Annotated in this window: 14 protein-coding genes; 6 read left to right on the forward strand and 8 right to left on the reverse strand. The window is 57.5% G+C overall.

Features of this window, described 5'->3' with window-relative positions; genetic code table 11:
* Positions 1-68 precede the first annotated feature (68 nt).
* Positions 69-1,298, reverse strand: coding sequence for a dual-specificity RNA methyltransferase RlmN (gene rlmN, locus ACXAIC_RS14285; protein ID WP_475180286.1), 1,230 nt, complete (start codon positions 1,296-1,298; stop codon positions 69-71).
* A gap of 345 nt (positions 1,299-1,643) precedes the next feature.
* Positions 1,644-2,153, reverse strand: coding sequence for an invasion associated locus B family protein (locus ACXAIC_RS14290; RefSeq protein WP_475180290.1), 510 nt, complete (start codon positions 2,151-2,153; stop codon positions 1,644-1,646).
* Positions 2,154-2,656: 503 nt separating this feature from the next.
* On the opposite strand from ACXAIC_RS14290, the gene ACXAIC_RS14295 reads away from it, so the two are divergent.
* Positions 2,657-3,178, forward strand: coding sequence for a sigma-70 family RNA polymerase sigma factor (locus ACXAIC_RS14295; protein WP_475180294.1), 522 nt, complete (start codon positions 2,657-2,659; stop codon positions 3,176-3,178).
* 14 nt (positions 3,179-3,192) lie between these two features.
* Here ACXAIC_RS14295 and ACXAIC_RS14300 read toward each other — a convergent pair whose 3' ends face one another.
* The gene (locus ACXAIC_RS14300; RefSeq protein WP_475180298.1) at positions 3,193-3,741 is read right to left on the reverse strand and encodes an RNA methyltransferase; all 549 of its coding nucleotides are present in this window, start codon (positions 3,739-3,741) and stop codon (positions 3,193-3,195) included.
* A 213-nt stretch (positions 3,742-3,954) separates the two neighbouring features.
* Here ACXAIC_RS14300 and ACXAIC_RS14305 point away from each other — a divergent pair, with 213 nt between their 5' ends.
* Positions 3,955-4,929, forward strand: a complete 975-nt coding sequence (locus tag ACXAIC_RS14305; protein WP_475180301.1) for an NADPH:quinone oxidoreductase family protein — start codon at positions 3,955-3,957, stop codon at positions 4,927-4,929.
* Between the two features lie 51 nt (positions 4,930-4,980).
* Here ACXAIC_RS14305 and xth read toward each other — a convergent pair whose 3' ends face one another.
* Positions 4,981-5,790, reverse strand: coding sequence for an exodeoxyribonuclease III (gene xth / locus ACXAIC_RS14310; protein WP_475180304.1), 810 nt, complete (start codon positions 5,788-5,790; stop codon positions 4,981-4,983).
* Between the two features lie 643 nt (positions 5,791-6,433).
* On the opposite strand from xth, the gene ACXAIC_RS14315 reads away from it, so the two are divergent.
* A complete protein-coding gene (locus ACXAIC_RS14315; RefSeq protein ID WP_475180307.1) occupies positions 6,434-7,561 on the forward strand; it encodes a porin in 1,128 nt (375 codons plus the stop codon).
* A gap of 209 nt (positions 7,562-7,770) precedes the next feature.
* Here ACXAIC_RS14315 and ACXAIC_RS14320 read toward each other — a convergent pair whose 3' ends face one another.
* Positions 7,771-8,409, reverse strand: coding sequence for a TetR/AcrR family transcriptional regulator (locus ACXAIC_RS14320; RefSeq protein ID WP_475180310.1), 639 nt, complete (start codon positions 8,407-8,409; stop codon positions 7,771-7,773).
* A 322-nt stretch (positions 8,410-8,731) separates the two neighbouring features.
* Between ACXAIC_RS14320 and ACXAIC_RS14325 the strand changes: the two genes are divergently transcribed.
* Entirely contained in the window at positions 8,732-9,451 is a 720-nt protein-coding gene (locus ACXAIC_RS14325) for a glycoside hydrolase family 25 protein (protein WP_475180314.1), read from the forward strand.
* Positions 9,452-9,562: 111 nt separating this feature from the next.
* Here ACXAIC_RS14325 and ACXAIC_RS14330 read toward each other — a convergent pair whose 3' ends face one another.
* Positions 9,563-10,054, reverse strand: a complete 492-nt coding sequence (locus ACXAIC_RS14330) for a hypothetical protein (RefSeq protein WP_475180318.1) — start codon at positions 10,052-10,054, stop codon at positions 9,563-9,565.
* A gap of 196 nt (positions 10,055-10,250) precedes the next feature.
* Between ACXAIC_RS14330 and ACXAIC_RS14335 the strand changes: the two genes are divergently transcribed.
* Positions 10,251-10,667 carry an SH3 domain-containing protein gene (locus ACXAIC_RS14335; RefSeq protein ID WP_475180323.1) on the forward strand — a complete coding sequence of 139 codons (417 nt, stop codon included), beginning with the start codon at positions 10,251-10,253 and terminating at the stop codon, positions 10,665-10,667.
* 120 nt (positions 10,668-10,787) lie between these two features.
* On the opposite strand, the gene ACXAIC_RS14340 is transcribed toward ACXAIC_RS14335, so the two are convergent.
* The gene (locus ACXAIC_RS14340; RefSeq protein WP_475180329.1) at positions 10,788-11,288 is read right to left on the reverse strand and encodes a CAP domain-containing protein; all 501 of its coding nucleotides are present in this window, start codon (positions 11,286-11,288) and stop codon (positions 10,788-10,790) included.
* Positions 11,289-11,566: 278 nt separating this feature from the next.
* Between ACXAIC_RS14340 and ACXAIC_RS14345 the strand changes: the two genes are divergently transcribed.
* A complete protein-coding gene (locus ACXAIC_RS14345; RefSeq protein ID WP_475180333.1) occupies positions 11,567-12,364 on the forward strand; it encodes a response regulator in 798 nt (265 codons plus the stop codon).
* Between the two features lie 81 nt (positions 12,365-12,445).
* Here ACXAIC_RS14345 and ccrA read toward each other — a convergent pair whose 3' ends face one another.
* The gene (gene ccrA, locus ACXAIC_RS14350; protein WP_475180338.1) at positions 12,446-13,744 is read right to left on the reverse strand and encodes a crotonyl-CoA carboxylase/reductase; all 1,299 of its coding nucleotides are present in this window, start codon (positions 13,742-13,744) and stop codon (positions 12,446-12,448) included.
* Between the last annotated feature and the right edge of the window lie 279 nt (positions 13,745-14,023).

The following is a 14,023-nucleotide window of genomic DNA, read 5'->3' on the forward strand; positions in this document are numbered from 1 at the left end:
CCCCGCCCACATCTCCGTTCGGGAGCTGGCCTTTCGGGCGGCCTTTTCTTTCTTCAAATATTAAGAGCTCAGGAGGCGGTGGCGGCGAGTGCGTCCCGGTCCTTCTTGCGCATCCGCTCAGAGGCCGATTTCAGCTGGCCGCAGGCGGCAAAGATATCGCGGCCGCGTGGTGTGCGGATCGGAGAGGCATAGCCGGCCCGGTTGACGATGTCGGCAAATTCCTCGATCCGCTCCCAGTTCGAACACTCATATTCGGAGCCCGGCCAGGGGTTGAACGGGATGAGGTTGATCTTGGCCGGAATGCCCTTCAGCAGGCGCACCAGTTCCAGCGCATCCTGATTGCTGTCATTCACGTCCTTGAGCATCACATATTCAAAGGTGATGCGTTTGGCGTTGGACAGGCCCGGATACTGGCGGCAGGCATCCAGCAGGGCGTCAATGTTCCATTTCTTGTTGATCGGCACCAGAACGTCGCGCAGCTCGTCCCGCACCGCATGGAGCGAAATGGCAAGCATGCAGCCGATTTCATCGCCGGTGCGGAAAATTTCCGGCACAACGCCGGAGGTCGACAGAGTGATCCGGCGTTTTGACAGGGACAGGCCGTCACCGTCCGAGGCGATCAGCAGGGCTTTCTTGACATTGTCGAAATTGTAGAGCGGCTCGCCCATGCCCATCATGACGATGTTGGACACCAGCCGGCCTTCGGACGGCACAATCATGCCCTGGGGCGTGTCGGCGTCGGGAAAATCTCCCAGCCGGTCGCGGGCCATCAGCACCTGGGAGAGGATTTCCTCAGTGGTCAGGTTGCGCACCAGCTTCTGGGTGCCGGTGTGGCAAAAGGTGCAGGTGAGCGTGCAGCCGACCTGGGAGGACACACACAAGGTGCCCCGGCCTTCTTCAGGGATATAGACCGTTTCCACTTCGACCGGCCGGCCGGCACCGCGCGGGGGAAAGCGGAACAGCCATTTGCGGGTGCCGTCGACCGAAATCTGTTCAGAGACAATCTCCGGGCGGGCAATGGAAAAGGCTTCGCTGAGTTTTGCGCGCAGGTCCTTGGCAATGTTTGTCATGCCGGCGAAGTCGGAGACGCCGCGCACATAGAGCCAGTGCCAGAGCTGGGAGGCGCGCATGCGCCATTGCTTTTGCGGCACACCGATGGTGCCGAGGGCTTCGCCCAGTTCCTCCCGGGACAGGCCGATCAGGGTCGGCTTGTCTTCGCCTGCCAGACCAAGCGGTGCTGCGGCGGTTACGGTTTGCGCATTCGGATTGTCCCGCGCAATGTCGAGCGTGATGGCCATGTCGTGATCCGTTTCACATCCGGAAAATCTGTCACACGGCCCTGGAACATCTCGTGTTTCACAGGATTTGCCTTGCGCTGCCTGACATCCGGGATGTCAACGCAAAAGACGCTGAAGGTCCAATCCATATGAACGTGACACGCTCCCGGGCCGCGGCTGCCGGGTGTCTGCCTGCGCAGACTGAAAATCAAGCGCTTCCAAAACCACAAAACCGGTCAAAAATCAAGCTGGGCTCTGCAGAGCAGCCATGCACAAGAGCCCGGCCGGGACACCCGGCCGGGGCGATAAATGCATCTGAAGGAAGACTGCCGCAAACAGGGCCGTGCGCTTGAAACGCGCCGGTGTTTAGCGGCAGGCCTGTGCGGCGGTTTCGATGGCAGCGGTGACACCGGACAGGGAGAATTTGTAGGTCGTGCGGGTGCCACGGCTCGATTCGCCGTTCACCGTCATTTCCCGTCCAGCCTTCATGGCGCTGATGAGCTGGGCTTCTGTCGCGGCATTTTCGACCCAGGCCCCGTCATTGTTGGTGAACAGGGTGAAGGTCTTGCCATCCACATCCACGGTTACGGACGATTTTTCCTTGAAAGGATATCCGACCACGAGGCTGGGCTCGGAGGAAACGCCTTCAGCGGGACGGTTTGTCACGAAGAAGAACACCTCCCCGTGGTTCCGGTCTGCTGGAAGCATGCTCGTCGGTTTTGTCAGCGCATAACACACCTTGCCGCCGCTGCCTGAAAGCGAATAGGCCGCCCAATTCTTGTGCTGCTTCAGGGACGTCGGGGTTTGTGCGAAAGCTGCTGCACTCGAAACGGCCAGGCCTGCAAGGACCAGTACCAGCGATTTTGCTTTCATCATCTCCACACCGTTTGGCTATGAGTTTTCGTCAAGTTTGATGCAATTGCCGTCTGTCATATAAACCTTGCTTTAATGATAACTTAAAGCGGGTTACGAAAGTGTTGAAGCTGCGACGCGGCAATTTCGGGTTTCTGACGTTTCTGCCTGTTGATTTCAGTTCTCTTTGTTGTGTTTTGGGTCCGGACTCATGAAGGAAACCGATTCGACCCCTTGCTGGCGCCTGAGCCCTCAAGACGCCGCGTGGCGGGGCCGCTTCGGCGCCGGGCACGGCGCTTCGCTCCTTTGCAGGCACACGTGCCACGATTTTGAAGGAGCAAGCAAATCCTCTTCCTTCATGAGTCCGTACCCTAGGCTGTTGCGGTAAATCGCGGCAAGAGTGAGGCGGAAAGGCTTGAACCCTCTTTCGAAAAGTTTCGAACCTGCTAAAGAATAGGGACGCATAGGGAGCAAGTTGGTTTTTGGTGCAGGCTGAGTATTTTTCAGATCTGATTGTGAAGGTCGCGGTGGATCGCGACAAGGCCGCGTTTGTTGAATTGTTTGATCATTTCGCGCCGCGCCTGAAGGGCTATCTCATGAAACAGGGGGCGGATGACGCCGTCGCCGAAGAGATTGCCCAGGATGTCATGGTCACCCTGTGGCGCAAGGCAGAGTTGTTTGATCCGTCCAAATCCTCTGCCAGCACCTGGCTGTTCCGCGTCGCCCGCAACCGGCGGATTGACCGGCTGCGGCGCCAGAAAACCGCCGAGCTTGATCCCGATGAACCGGCCCTGCAGCCGACACCTCTGCCCGACGTGTCTGAGGAGATGGATGCCAGGCTGCGGGAGACGCGGATCAGGGCTGCTCTGGAAAAACTGCCGAAGGAACAGGTGGAGGTCGTGCATCTTGCCTTTTTCCTCGGCCAGTCCCACAGCGAGATTGCCGAAACCACCGGTTTGCCGCTGGGCACGGTCAAATCCCGCATCCGCCTGGCCTTCGGGCGGCTGCGCCAGTTGATCGAGGCGGATTCCGCCGTCGACGTGGACTGACCGCCCGTCCGTTTTCAAGAGGTTCCTGGCACCTTCCTTCCCGTTCGCATGACCGGGCCGCCGCTGACATGTTTCGGCCGCTCGATCTTGGGAGCCCCGGCGGTCAGGGACCGCTCCGCATAGCGGCCCAGGGCCCGGTGGCGGTCATACATGACAATGGCGCCCGCCATGGCAACATTGATGCAGAACTTGGTCGGGATCTTCACCACATGGTCGCACCGCTCCAGCATCTGGGGCGACAAGGACCCGCGCTCAGGGCCGAGCACATAAGCGGCCTGGAGCGGATGGCCGAAACTCGGCAGATCAATGGAGTCGTCCGTCAGTTCGATGCCCACAAGCTGGCACCCGGCAGGCAGATCCATGGTCCCGACACTGTCATAGGTGAAGACGGGCAGGTGCCCGGGGCTTTTGGAGGTGTCGGAGGGCGGGGCCTTGCGGATCTTCTGGTCCGCATCAACCGTGAAGAAGAAGCTGGCGCCAAAGGCATGGGCGGACCGCATCAGGGTGCCGAGATTCATCCGTTTGGAAAGGCCTTCCGCTCCGACCGCAAAATATCCGCGCATTCTTGATCCTGCCGAGTTCTGTTTGCTGCCTCATAACCGAAACCGGTGCGGATTTGAACCGGTGGTCACTTTCTGCCCCGGGCAGCTTGTTTAGCCGGAAGGCCTATAGGGCTGCCGCCCGGGACTTGTTAGGGTTCTTTAGATTGGCTGCCCGCCCTGTCTCTTACAGGCCGGGCAGTCTGTGCCAGCGTGTTGGAAATGAGGTCTGCCCCTGTGAAAGCCTGTCTTTGCAAATCCTTCGGCCCGCCCTCCAGCCTCGTGATCGAGGAGATCGCGGAGCCTGCCGCCGGGCCCGGGCAGGTGCTGGTGCGGGTCGAGGCTTGCGGGCTCAATTTTTTCGACACGTTGATCATTGAGGGCAAATACCAGTTCCAGCCGGCCTTTCCGTTTTCACCGGGGGCGGAGTTTGCGGGCCATGTTGAAGCGCTGGGGGAGGGCGTAACCGGTTTTGCGCCGGGCGACCGGGTCATGGGCTATCAGAAATTGGGCGCTGCCCGGGAAAAAATGGTGGCTGCAGAAACGGAACTGATCCTGGTGCCGGAGGGGGTTTCCCTTGAGGTAGCGGCCGGTCTGGCGGTCACCTATGGCACAACCCTTCATGCGTTTCAGGACCGGGCAAAGCTGAAGGCGGGTGAAACGGTTGCTGTCCTGGGAGCCTCCGGAGGGGTCGGGCAAGCGGCGGTGGAAATTGCCGCGCTGATGGGCGCAAGGGTGATTGCCTGTGCCTCCTCAGAAGAAAAGCTGGCCTTTGCCCGCGAGGCTGGAGCCCACGAAACGGTCGACTATTCCAGCGAACCTTTGAAGGAGCGCCTCAAAGCGCTGACCGGCGGCAAGGGTGTGGATGTGGTCTATGATCCGGTTGGAGGTGCTTTCAGTGAGGAGGCTTTGCGCGCAACTGGATGGCAGGGACGGTTCCTGGTGATCGGCTTTGCGGCGGGCACCATTCCGAAGATGCCGCTCAATCTCGTTATGCTGAAAGGCTGTGATGTGCTGGGTGTCTTCTGGGGGGCGGCCGTTGAGCGGGACCCGCACGGGCATCGGGCCAACATGTCCCGGCTTCTGGACTGGGTGCAAGCAGGCCGCCTCAGGCCCCATCTTCATGGGGTTTATCCGCTGGAACAGACTGGCAAGGCGCTTGCGGAGATTGCGGAGCGCAAGGTGCGCGGCAAGGTGGTTGTCAAACCATGATGCCCGGAGTGCCGACCTTCAGGGCTGCTGGTCCTTCGTGGCACTGGCGGATCAGGCGGCGAATTCGACGATCACAGGTGCGTGATCAGACGGCTTTTCCCAGCCGCGCGCGTCGCGGAGCACGCGGGTGCCGGTCACATTTGCGGCCAGCGGCTCGGAGACCCAGACATGGTCCAGGCGTCGGCCCTTGTCAGCCTTCGACCAGTCCTTGGCCCGGTAGCTCCACCAGGTGTAGAGCTTTTCCTCAAGGGGGGTGAACTGGCGCATGGCATCCAGCCAGCCGCCCGCTTTGCGCACCTTTTCAAAAAGCTCCGTTTCGATGGGCGTGTGTGAGACCACTTTCAAAAGCTGCTTGTGGGACCACACATCCTGCTCATAAGGGGCGACATTGAGATCCCCGACCAAAACGGCTGGCCGGTCCGTTTCGGGACCCTGTAGCCAGTCCTGCATCTCAGCCATGAAATCCAGCTTGTGGGCGAATTTCGGATTGATCTCCCGGTTCGGTTCATCTCCGCCAGCCGGAACATAAAAATTGTGAACGCGCAGGCTGGTGCCTTTGAAGGGCACATCAACAGCCACATGGCGGCTGTCGCCCATCTGGCAAAAGTCCCGCTTTTCGATGTTTTCCAGCGGCCGCCTGGAGAGGGTGGCCACCCCGTGATAGCCCTTTTGTCCGTTGATCGCCATGTGCTCATACCCGGCCTTGCGGAAGGCGCTTTCCGGGAAATTGGCATCCGGGCACTTGGTTTCCTGCAGGCAGATCACGTCCGGCGCGATCTCGTTGATAAGCTGCTCGACAATCGGCATGCGCAAACGCACGGAATTGATGTTCCAGGTCACAAGCTTGAGCCGGTCGGTCATAAGGATCCTTGTCAGGCGAAATTGCAGTCAGCCTAGTCATAAGGATTTGGCTGCTTAGTGCAACACGTTTGCCGATTGACGCCCCCCTTGCTGTGTTGCCTGTCTGCCGCGCCTCGTCCGGTGCTGCCGTTTCTGCACGTGCCGGGTCTTGAATGTCATATTTGGGCTCCCATCTGGGGGAGGCGCTCAAAATCTGGACAAATAGACAAAAAGACAATTTGACAAAATAATAAAATTTGTCTATCTGTCTTGCTGATGGTGCTGATGGTGCTGCTGGTTATGAGGCTGGGGCACTCCGATGGATGTATCGCGTGGGTCGTAAGTAATCTTCTGAATCTCGTTAGTGTTGAAAAGTAAAACTCTGCCTCCCTGAAAAATCGAGGCTCGGAGCGTGTTATGCTGAAAAAATCTAATTTTCTTATATTTTTCAACGTGTTGCAAAAATATGACTCCAAAACTCAATCAACAGCAGAAGCGGATTTTGCGCTTGAGATGTTTTGGAGAAAATGATTTTTGCTGAGTGAGCAGGCTCACTAAGGGAATCGGTACTTGAGAAATCGGTTTCGATTCGGGGTAAAGGTCGAAAATTTCGATATTTTACCAAAACTTATTTGCTTGTGACTGGTATAGATTGGAGATGAACATGAAACTCAAGAGCTTGATGCTCGGCGCCGCCTCCGTTGCTGCCGCCACCACTGCTCAGGCAGCTGACCTTCCGGCTGCTCCGGAGCCGGTTGACTACGTTCGCGTCTGCGACGCTTACGGCTCTCGCTTCTACTACATCCCGGGTACGGAAACCTGCCTGCGCGTTGGCGGCCGTCTGCGGACGCAGTTTGTTGTGAACAACGTTATGGACGATGGGGCCTGGGGCGACCGTGACAGCGATGGCTATAGCTGGCTGACCCGCGGATACACTTACCTTGATGCGCGTACGGCGACCGAATACGGCACGCTGCGCACCTATGTTGCTCTGCGCATGCAGGTTCAGAATGGCGATAGTGACTTCACACTGGACAGCGGTTATATCCAGTGGGGCGGCCTGACAGCTGGTTATCTGACGTCGAACTTCGACATCTTCACCGGTCAGGCTCTCGTCGGTGTTGTCGATCGTGACTGGTCGGATGTGACCAACAACCAGATCGCTTACACTGCTGCTTTCGGCAACGGCTTCTCCGCAACTCTTGCTCTTGAAGATCGTTCTGGCCGTGAATACGGTGACTATGGTGGAACGCGGATGCCGGATGTCGTGGCTGCTCTCGGCGTGTCCCAGGGCTGGGGCTCCGCACAGCTGTCCGGTGCTCTGCATCAGGTGTACCCTGATGTTGCCAACAACGAAGCGGATGGCGGTGAAGACACGCTCGGCTTCGCAGTTGGCGGTGGTGCAGCTATCAATCTGCCGTTCGCAAACGCTGGCACGAACATCTTCTTCCAGGGTTTCTATGCTGACGGCGCTCTGGCCTACATCACCACCTATGACGGTGTTGATGACTTCAATGGCGACGACACCTCGACCGGTTACTCCCTGTCCGCAGGCGTCTTCGTCCAGGCTACCAGCACGGTCGGTCTTGCTCTTGACGGCTCTTATGTCGACATCGATGCCGCTGAAGGCCTCAACGACGTGACCCGTTACGCCATCGACGGTTCTGTTCAGTGGGAGCCGGTCTCCGGCTTTGTCATGGGCGCTGACGTTGGCTATGCGAACGTTGATCAGGACAACGCCGACGATCAGGACGAACTCCTCTTCGGTGTTCGTATGCAGCGTACTTTCTAACCAATTTATTGGTTAGTTAGACTGACTGAGAAACTCTGACCTCCTCTCAGTCATTTTGGCCCGGCAGACTCCAAACTGCCGGGCCTCCCCCTTTTTGAGGAAGACGTTTCGTCTTAGCCCTGAGCTAGGTTGCAAACAGACCGCCAGTGCATGGGGCTGTCTGATCTCTCTCTGCAAAGGCCGGAAATCTGACCCTTGAGCCTTGGAGGTCAGTGCCGGATGCTGTTTTCCACCAGCACCTTCAGGGGGGCGAAGGAGGAATAGATGTCTTCGGACGTTTCCGACCTTTGTCTGATCTGCTGAAAGCACATCCGGAGGAAGTCGCACAAATCTTCAAACGAAATTGGGCCCAGGGCCAGCCTGTTCCTGTAAGGGTCGAGGGCTTCCCCGATGGCTTCATTGCAAATTCGGATAATGGTCTGCTTCTTGTCCTGCCCCATCGCGCCAACCACCTGCATGATCTCTTCCCGGTGGGGCATTTGCAGCATCATCTCGCACGGCGTCGCGCACAGGTGGTGAAACGCCACCTCCAACCGTTCGCCAAGCCCTTCCAGATCGCGGCATTCTTCCGAAATGGCAGTTGCGGATTTGCTGACATGATGTTGAACCGCGTCATAGATCAGTTGTTCTTTGCAATCATACGCATTGTAAAGCGTTTGTCTTGCAACTCCGGCGGCGGTCGCAATTTCGCTCATTGTCGTCTTCTTGACGCCATAATGCGAAAAGAGCTGCAATGCCGTTTCGACAATTTTGATTTCACGTTCATTCATAAAGGCCTCTGGACTTTTCGTCTTTTGATGATTGTTTAGAAGCTCCCGGCGAAATAGTCTACACGAATGACGCTTCATGGCCGCGCCTGTAAGTTTCTATTTTACATTTCGACGACCTGCGATTTTTATCATTTTCCTTTGGCTTGTTATTCAAATTTATATTTTGAGATAACGTAACGTCTTTAATTTGGCAGTGCGGAGCCGGGACCTTGCCGTTGCACAAGCCGCGATGATGTCTGAGAGCGGTCAAATGTTCACAAGCGCGTTATCTGGTCCTGGAAAAGCCGGATTTTTTGGAAAAGCGAAACGGCGTCCACGCTCCGTTAGGAAATTGCGCGCAATTTGCGCGGCGAAAGAAAGTTTTTGTTAACCTGCCGAGGGTGCCGTGCTGCTGCAGTTGATGAAGTCTCTTTGTCCGATCCTTGGATTTTTGCTGTTGAGCGCTTGTTCCGCTTACGACTTTCCAGATCCGACGCCGGAAGATTATGCCGTTCACGGCATTGATGTGTCCCGCTGGCAGGGCGAGATTGACTGGAAGAGGGTCAAGAAGTCCGGCGTCGCTTTTGCCTGGATCAAGGCGACGGAAGGCGGTGACCATGTCGATCCCATGTTTGAGCGGAACTGGATCGAAGCGCGTAAGGCGGGGGTGCCGAGAGGCGCCTATCATTTTTATTATTTCTGCCGGCCGGTGGAGGAGCAGATAGCCTGGGTCAAGGAAATCATTCCCCGCGATCCGCAGGCGATCCCGCTGGTTTTGGATATGGAGTGGAATGCCCATTCAAAGACCTGCCGCATCCGGCCGGAGCGGGCGCAGATCCTGCGGGACATGAAAGTCTTTCTGGATGAGATGGAGCGCCATTACGGCAAGAGGCCGGTCATCTATTCTTCGGTGGATTTTCACCGGGACCGGCTGGTCGGGGCCCTTCATGGTGAGCACTTCTGGCTGCGCTCCGTCGCCACCCACCCCAAAAACATTTATGACAAGCGGGACGACTGGGTGTTCTGGCAATATACAGCCGAAGGCCGCGTTCCCGGAGTGAAGGGCGATGTGGACAGAAACGCGTTTTTTGGCACCCGCTCGCAATACCGGGACTGGCTGAAGGGCGAACTGGAGCGGTGACTGGGCGCGGCGCCGTTTAGAGATTGGCCACCGAAACCTGACCGCCTGCCCCCCAGTTGACTGGTTCTCCTGTTCCAGGCGCGGGGCCGCTGCTTCTTGTGCCGTCCGGCCCTACTCGATCCTGATCTGATGGGCGATGTCCCGGCCGTTGCTGACCGTGACCTGTTCAAAACCGATCAGTTTGCAGAAATCGAGAAAGTTCAGGTCCTCGGGCTGGCTGGAACGGGCAAAAATCTCGGTTGATCTGGCTTGGGAGGTCAGGGAGGCGAGCAGGGCCCGCAGGCGGTAAAGCGTGTCATACTGGACATCTCCTGTGGCCACGATGATCAGTTTTTCCAGCTTCGCGCCCTTGGCAAAGAGGTGATATCCGGGGGCATGAGCCATTTTGGCATGTTGTGCGGCAAGCCCGATGACGAAGGCGGCACGTGAGCGTTCCTGAGCGTCGGGAGCAATGGTCAGGCCGGAGACGTAGTCTTCCCGGGTCTGGGGGGCGGGATAATAATAGCCGGCATGAGCATCAGCCCCCTGGGCGGCCACAGGCATTACGAGCGGCAGGAGTAATACCAGGGCGAGGCCTGGTAACTGTTTGTGAAAGTTGTTCATGAAGGGGCCCCTTGTCTTCCTGGGCTCATCAAGCCGGGGGAGGGCTGCCAGGGCAAGGAAAAATCGAGGGCCTTTTGAAATGTGGGTGTGACCTTTCGGAAATTGCTGTAATTTTGCCATGATCTGATCCCAGATCTCAGGCGTGTGGGCATGAATGTCCGGCGGGGTGGCGCCGGCCGGTTTGTTCGGAGTGAAAATGATGTTGATCCGTTTGCCGCTGGCCTTGTGTGCCGTTGCGTTTCTGTCGCTTCCGGCCCAGGCGCAGTCCGGCCCGGCCATCGCTTATACGACTGCAAATCTGAACATGCGGGCTGGTCCGGGGACAGGCTATCCGGTTCTGGCAACCGTGCCTCGGGGCGGCGGTGTGACCGTTTTTGGCTGTACGGCGAATTTCACCTGGTGTGATGCTGCCTTTGCCAATGTCAAAGGTTGGGTCTCCGGTCGCTATCTGAGCTATGGTGTTCAGGGCAGATATTATGGCCGGCCGATCCCCAATGCGGGCGTCTATATCGGCGTGCCGCGCTATACCGGCAACTATCCGATCTACCGGCGCCCGCCGCCGCCCCCATTCCAGCCGCGCCCTGTCCGGCCTTACTATCCGCGGCGATACTGAAGCAATTCCAGCAAAAGTGGGTACCGGTTTTGCGTCCGGAATTGCGGTTTGCCAACACTTTGCAGCAATTCCGGCAAAAGCGGGTGCCGGGTCTGACTGCGTAGCGGCTCGTGCTGTCTCTCAGTTGCCGGGTTTGGGGTTTGCCAGAACGAGGGACCAGAAAACCTTGTGTTTCGCCTTTGCAGAATAGGCGGTGGCAATCCCGAGCCGGGTTACGCCCTGGCTCAGCAGCACGTCATTGTGCTTGGGGGACTCCCGCCAACCGGAAAAGGCTTCGGCAAAGGTTCTGTAGCCCGCGCTGACATTTTCCGAAGCTGCGGTTTTGGCCTCGCCGATAGAGGCCATGCGCGTTGCCAGCTGCCGGTCCGGGGCAAGGGAGGCCTGCACATTGCCGGTGGCGGCCATGGCGTCGGCCTGGGCCTGAGCCAGAGCGGTCAGTTGCGGGTCCGGGCGGACGGCCGGAAGGCCGTTATTGATCCGGTATTGCGAAATCATCTGTGCTGCGGTGGCCGGGTCAACTTTGCTGTCGGCACCGCTCAGGTCCTTGTAAAAGGGCGGGGTTTGAAACCGCTCGCTTTGACAGGCGGTGAGCGCAAGCGCCGCGGCCAAACCTGCGGCCATTACCGGCAGCCTTGTTTTTGTTCTGAAAATTGGCGTCATGGCTCCTGATTAGCCCTCCAGGCGCAAACGAATCAATGCTACGTAACGTTTGCTTTCAATCGAAGCAGAAATAGGGCTGCGCAAGGAGCAATCACAAGTTTTGTAATTTTGGTACATTTAAGGCTTGAGCATTTGTGCGGAATTGTTCAAATTTTAATTCTGAAGTTACTTTTTTTGCGTTAGGTTACTGTGTAAATGCTGCATAAGTGCAGGTCTCTTCAAAGGTTTTTGGAATGTCCGTGAATGAGAATACTGGGCGCATCCGGACAATCATTGCTGATGACTCCTCCACAGTTTGCAAGTTTGTCGAGCGGGCGCTCCTTCAGACCGGCCGCGACTTTGATATTATCATGGTCCGGGATGGGCAGGAGGCCGTTCAAACCCTCAGCAAGAACGTCTTCGATCTGGCGTTTCTGGACATCAACATGCCGCAGATGAATGGCGTGGAGGTGATGGCGGCGATCCATGTCATGGGCGCCAAGACGTTTGCCATTTCCATGTCCAATGATCTGGACAAGGCGGCGGAAGAGAAACTGAAATCCTTCGGAGCCTATGACTTCCTGGAAAAACCCTTTTCCAACAAAAGCGTTCATCAGATCGTCAAGACCTATGAAACCATCCAGGCAAAACACAGTGTGCTGGTGGTGGATGATTCTGCGACTGTGCGCAGGATCGTCTCGAAAGTCCTGCAGAAGAGCATTTTCGATCTGGATATCGACGAGGCCGAAGACGGTCCCTCCGCCCTGGAAAAGGTGAAGGCCAAGACCTATCAGCTCATCTTCAGCGACTTCAACATGCCCAACATGAGCGGCATTGAATTGGCGCAGAAACTGGCAGCCTATGCATCCAATTCTGATGTGATCATCATGTCGACCGAAATGAATGATGCGCTGGACAAGGCGGCCGAGGAAGTTGGCGCAAAGGCGTTTCTGCGCAAGCCGTTCTACCCTCAGGACGTGGACACGATCCTGCATCACACGTTCGGTCTGCGCCATTCCCGGTTTTCCAAACAGGTGCGCATGTTCGCGACCACCTGATGCATGGCGTAATTGCGCTTGGTATTATGAGTGCCGCCCGGCAGGCCCGGCGGCCAAGCCGTATCATGGCCTTTGGAAAACTCAGCGGCTGCCCGCCTCGAGCACGTCCTCAAATGTTCTCAGGCCGGTGGTTGGCGCGCAGACAAGCACGGACATATTGCCCGGTGCATGCTGGTTCTTCCACATTTTCGTATGGGCCTTGGGGATCTGGTCCCAGGCAAACACTTCCGACATATAGGGGTCGATCCGCCGTTCGATCATCAGCTTGTTGGCGGCTGCTGCCTGTTTCAAATGGGCGAAATGCGAGCCCTGCAGCCGCTTCTGGTGCATCCACATATAGCGGACGTCGAAGGTGCAGTTGAAGCCGGATGTCCCGGCGCAGATCACGACCATGCCGCCCTTCTTGCACACAAACGTGGAGATCGGGAAGGTGGCTTCGCCCGGATGCTCAAACACGATATCGACATTGTTGCCCTTGCCGGTGAACTCCCAGATGGCCTTGCCGAACTTGCGTGCCTCAGTGAACCATTTGCCATAGTCTGAGGAGCCGACCGTAGGCAACTGACCCCAGCAATCGAAATCCTTCCGGTTGATTACCCCTTTGGCGCCAAGGTCCAGAACAAACTGGCGCTTGTCTTCATCTGAAATCACGCCAATGGCATTGGCGCCCGCCGCCGTGATCAGCTGGATCGCGTATGAGCCGAGGCCGCCGGACGCGCCCCAGACAAGAACATTCTGCCCCGGTTTCAGCTCATGGGGATGATGGCCGAACAGCATCCGGTAGGCCGTGGCCAGGGTCAGCGTGTAGCAGGCGCTTTCCTCCCAGGTCAGATGCTTGGGTCTTGGCATCAGCTGCTGGGCCTGGGCCCTTGTGAACTGAGCGAAGGACCCGTCCGGCGTCTCGTAACCCCAGATACGCTGGGAGGTGGAGAACATCGGATCGCCGCCATTGCACTCCTCGTCGTCCCCGTCATCCTGATTGCAGTGAATGACAACTTCGTCTCCGACCTTCCAGCGCTTGACCTTGTCGCCGACTGCCCAGACAATCCCGGAGGCGTCTGATCCGGCAATGTGATAGGGCGCGCCATGGCCGTCAAACGGGCTGATCGGCTCGCCGAGCCCGGCCCAGATGCCGTTGTAATTGACGCCGGCCGCCATCACCAGAACCAGCACCTCGTGGCTGTCCAGTTCCCAGGTGGGCACGACTTCCAGCTGCATGGCGTCCTCCGGAGCGCCATGGCGTTCCCGGCGGATGGCCCACGCGTACATGTTTTTGGGAACATGGCCGAGCGGCGGGATTTCGCCGATTTCGTATAGGTCTTTCACCGGAGCATCCTCGCGCGTTCGGTTGTCATTGGCCTCGGCTGCTGCTGTTGTCATCCTTCCCCCTCCCAGGGCTGTCTGGCACCACTGAATTTCGCATCTGCACACGTTGAACGCGGCTGAAACAGGCAATTTGCGCAACTATTGTTCAAAATATGCCTATCATCTATACGACTATTGCTTAACTTGCGTTTTGATGCCAAGCATATTTTGCATTGCACATCGGGATTCCGCAGGCGCACTTTCCCTTTTGCAGTGTTGCGAATGGCCGGAGACTAGGCGGTCAGAGCGTTGCGTTAAGTGGAATAGAGCAGTCGGTTGAGGGCCTTAGGAGGA

The sequence above is a fragment of the Roseibium sp. AWQ4_254 genome, from assembly GCF_056161025.1.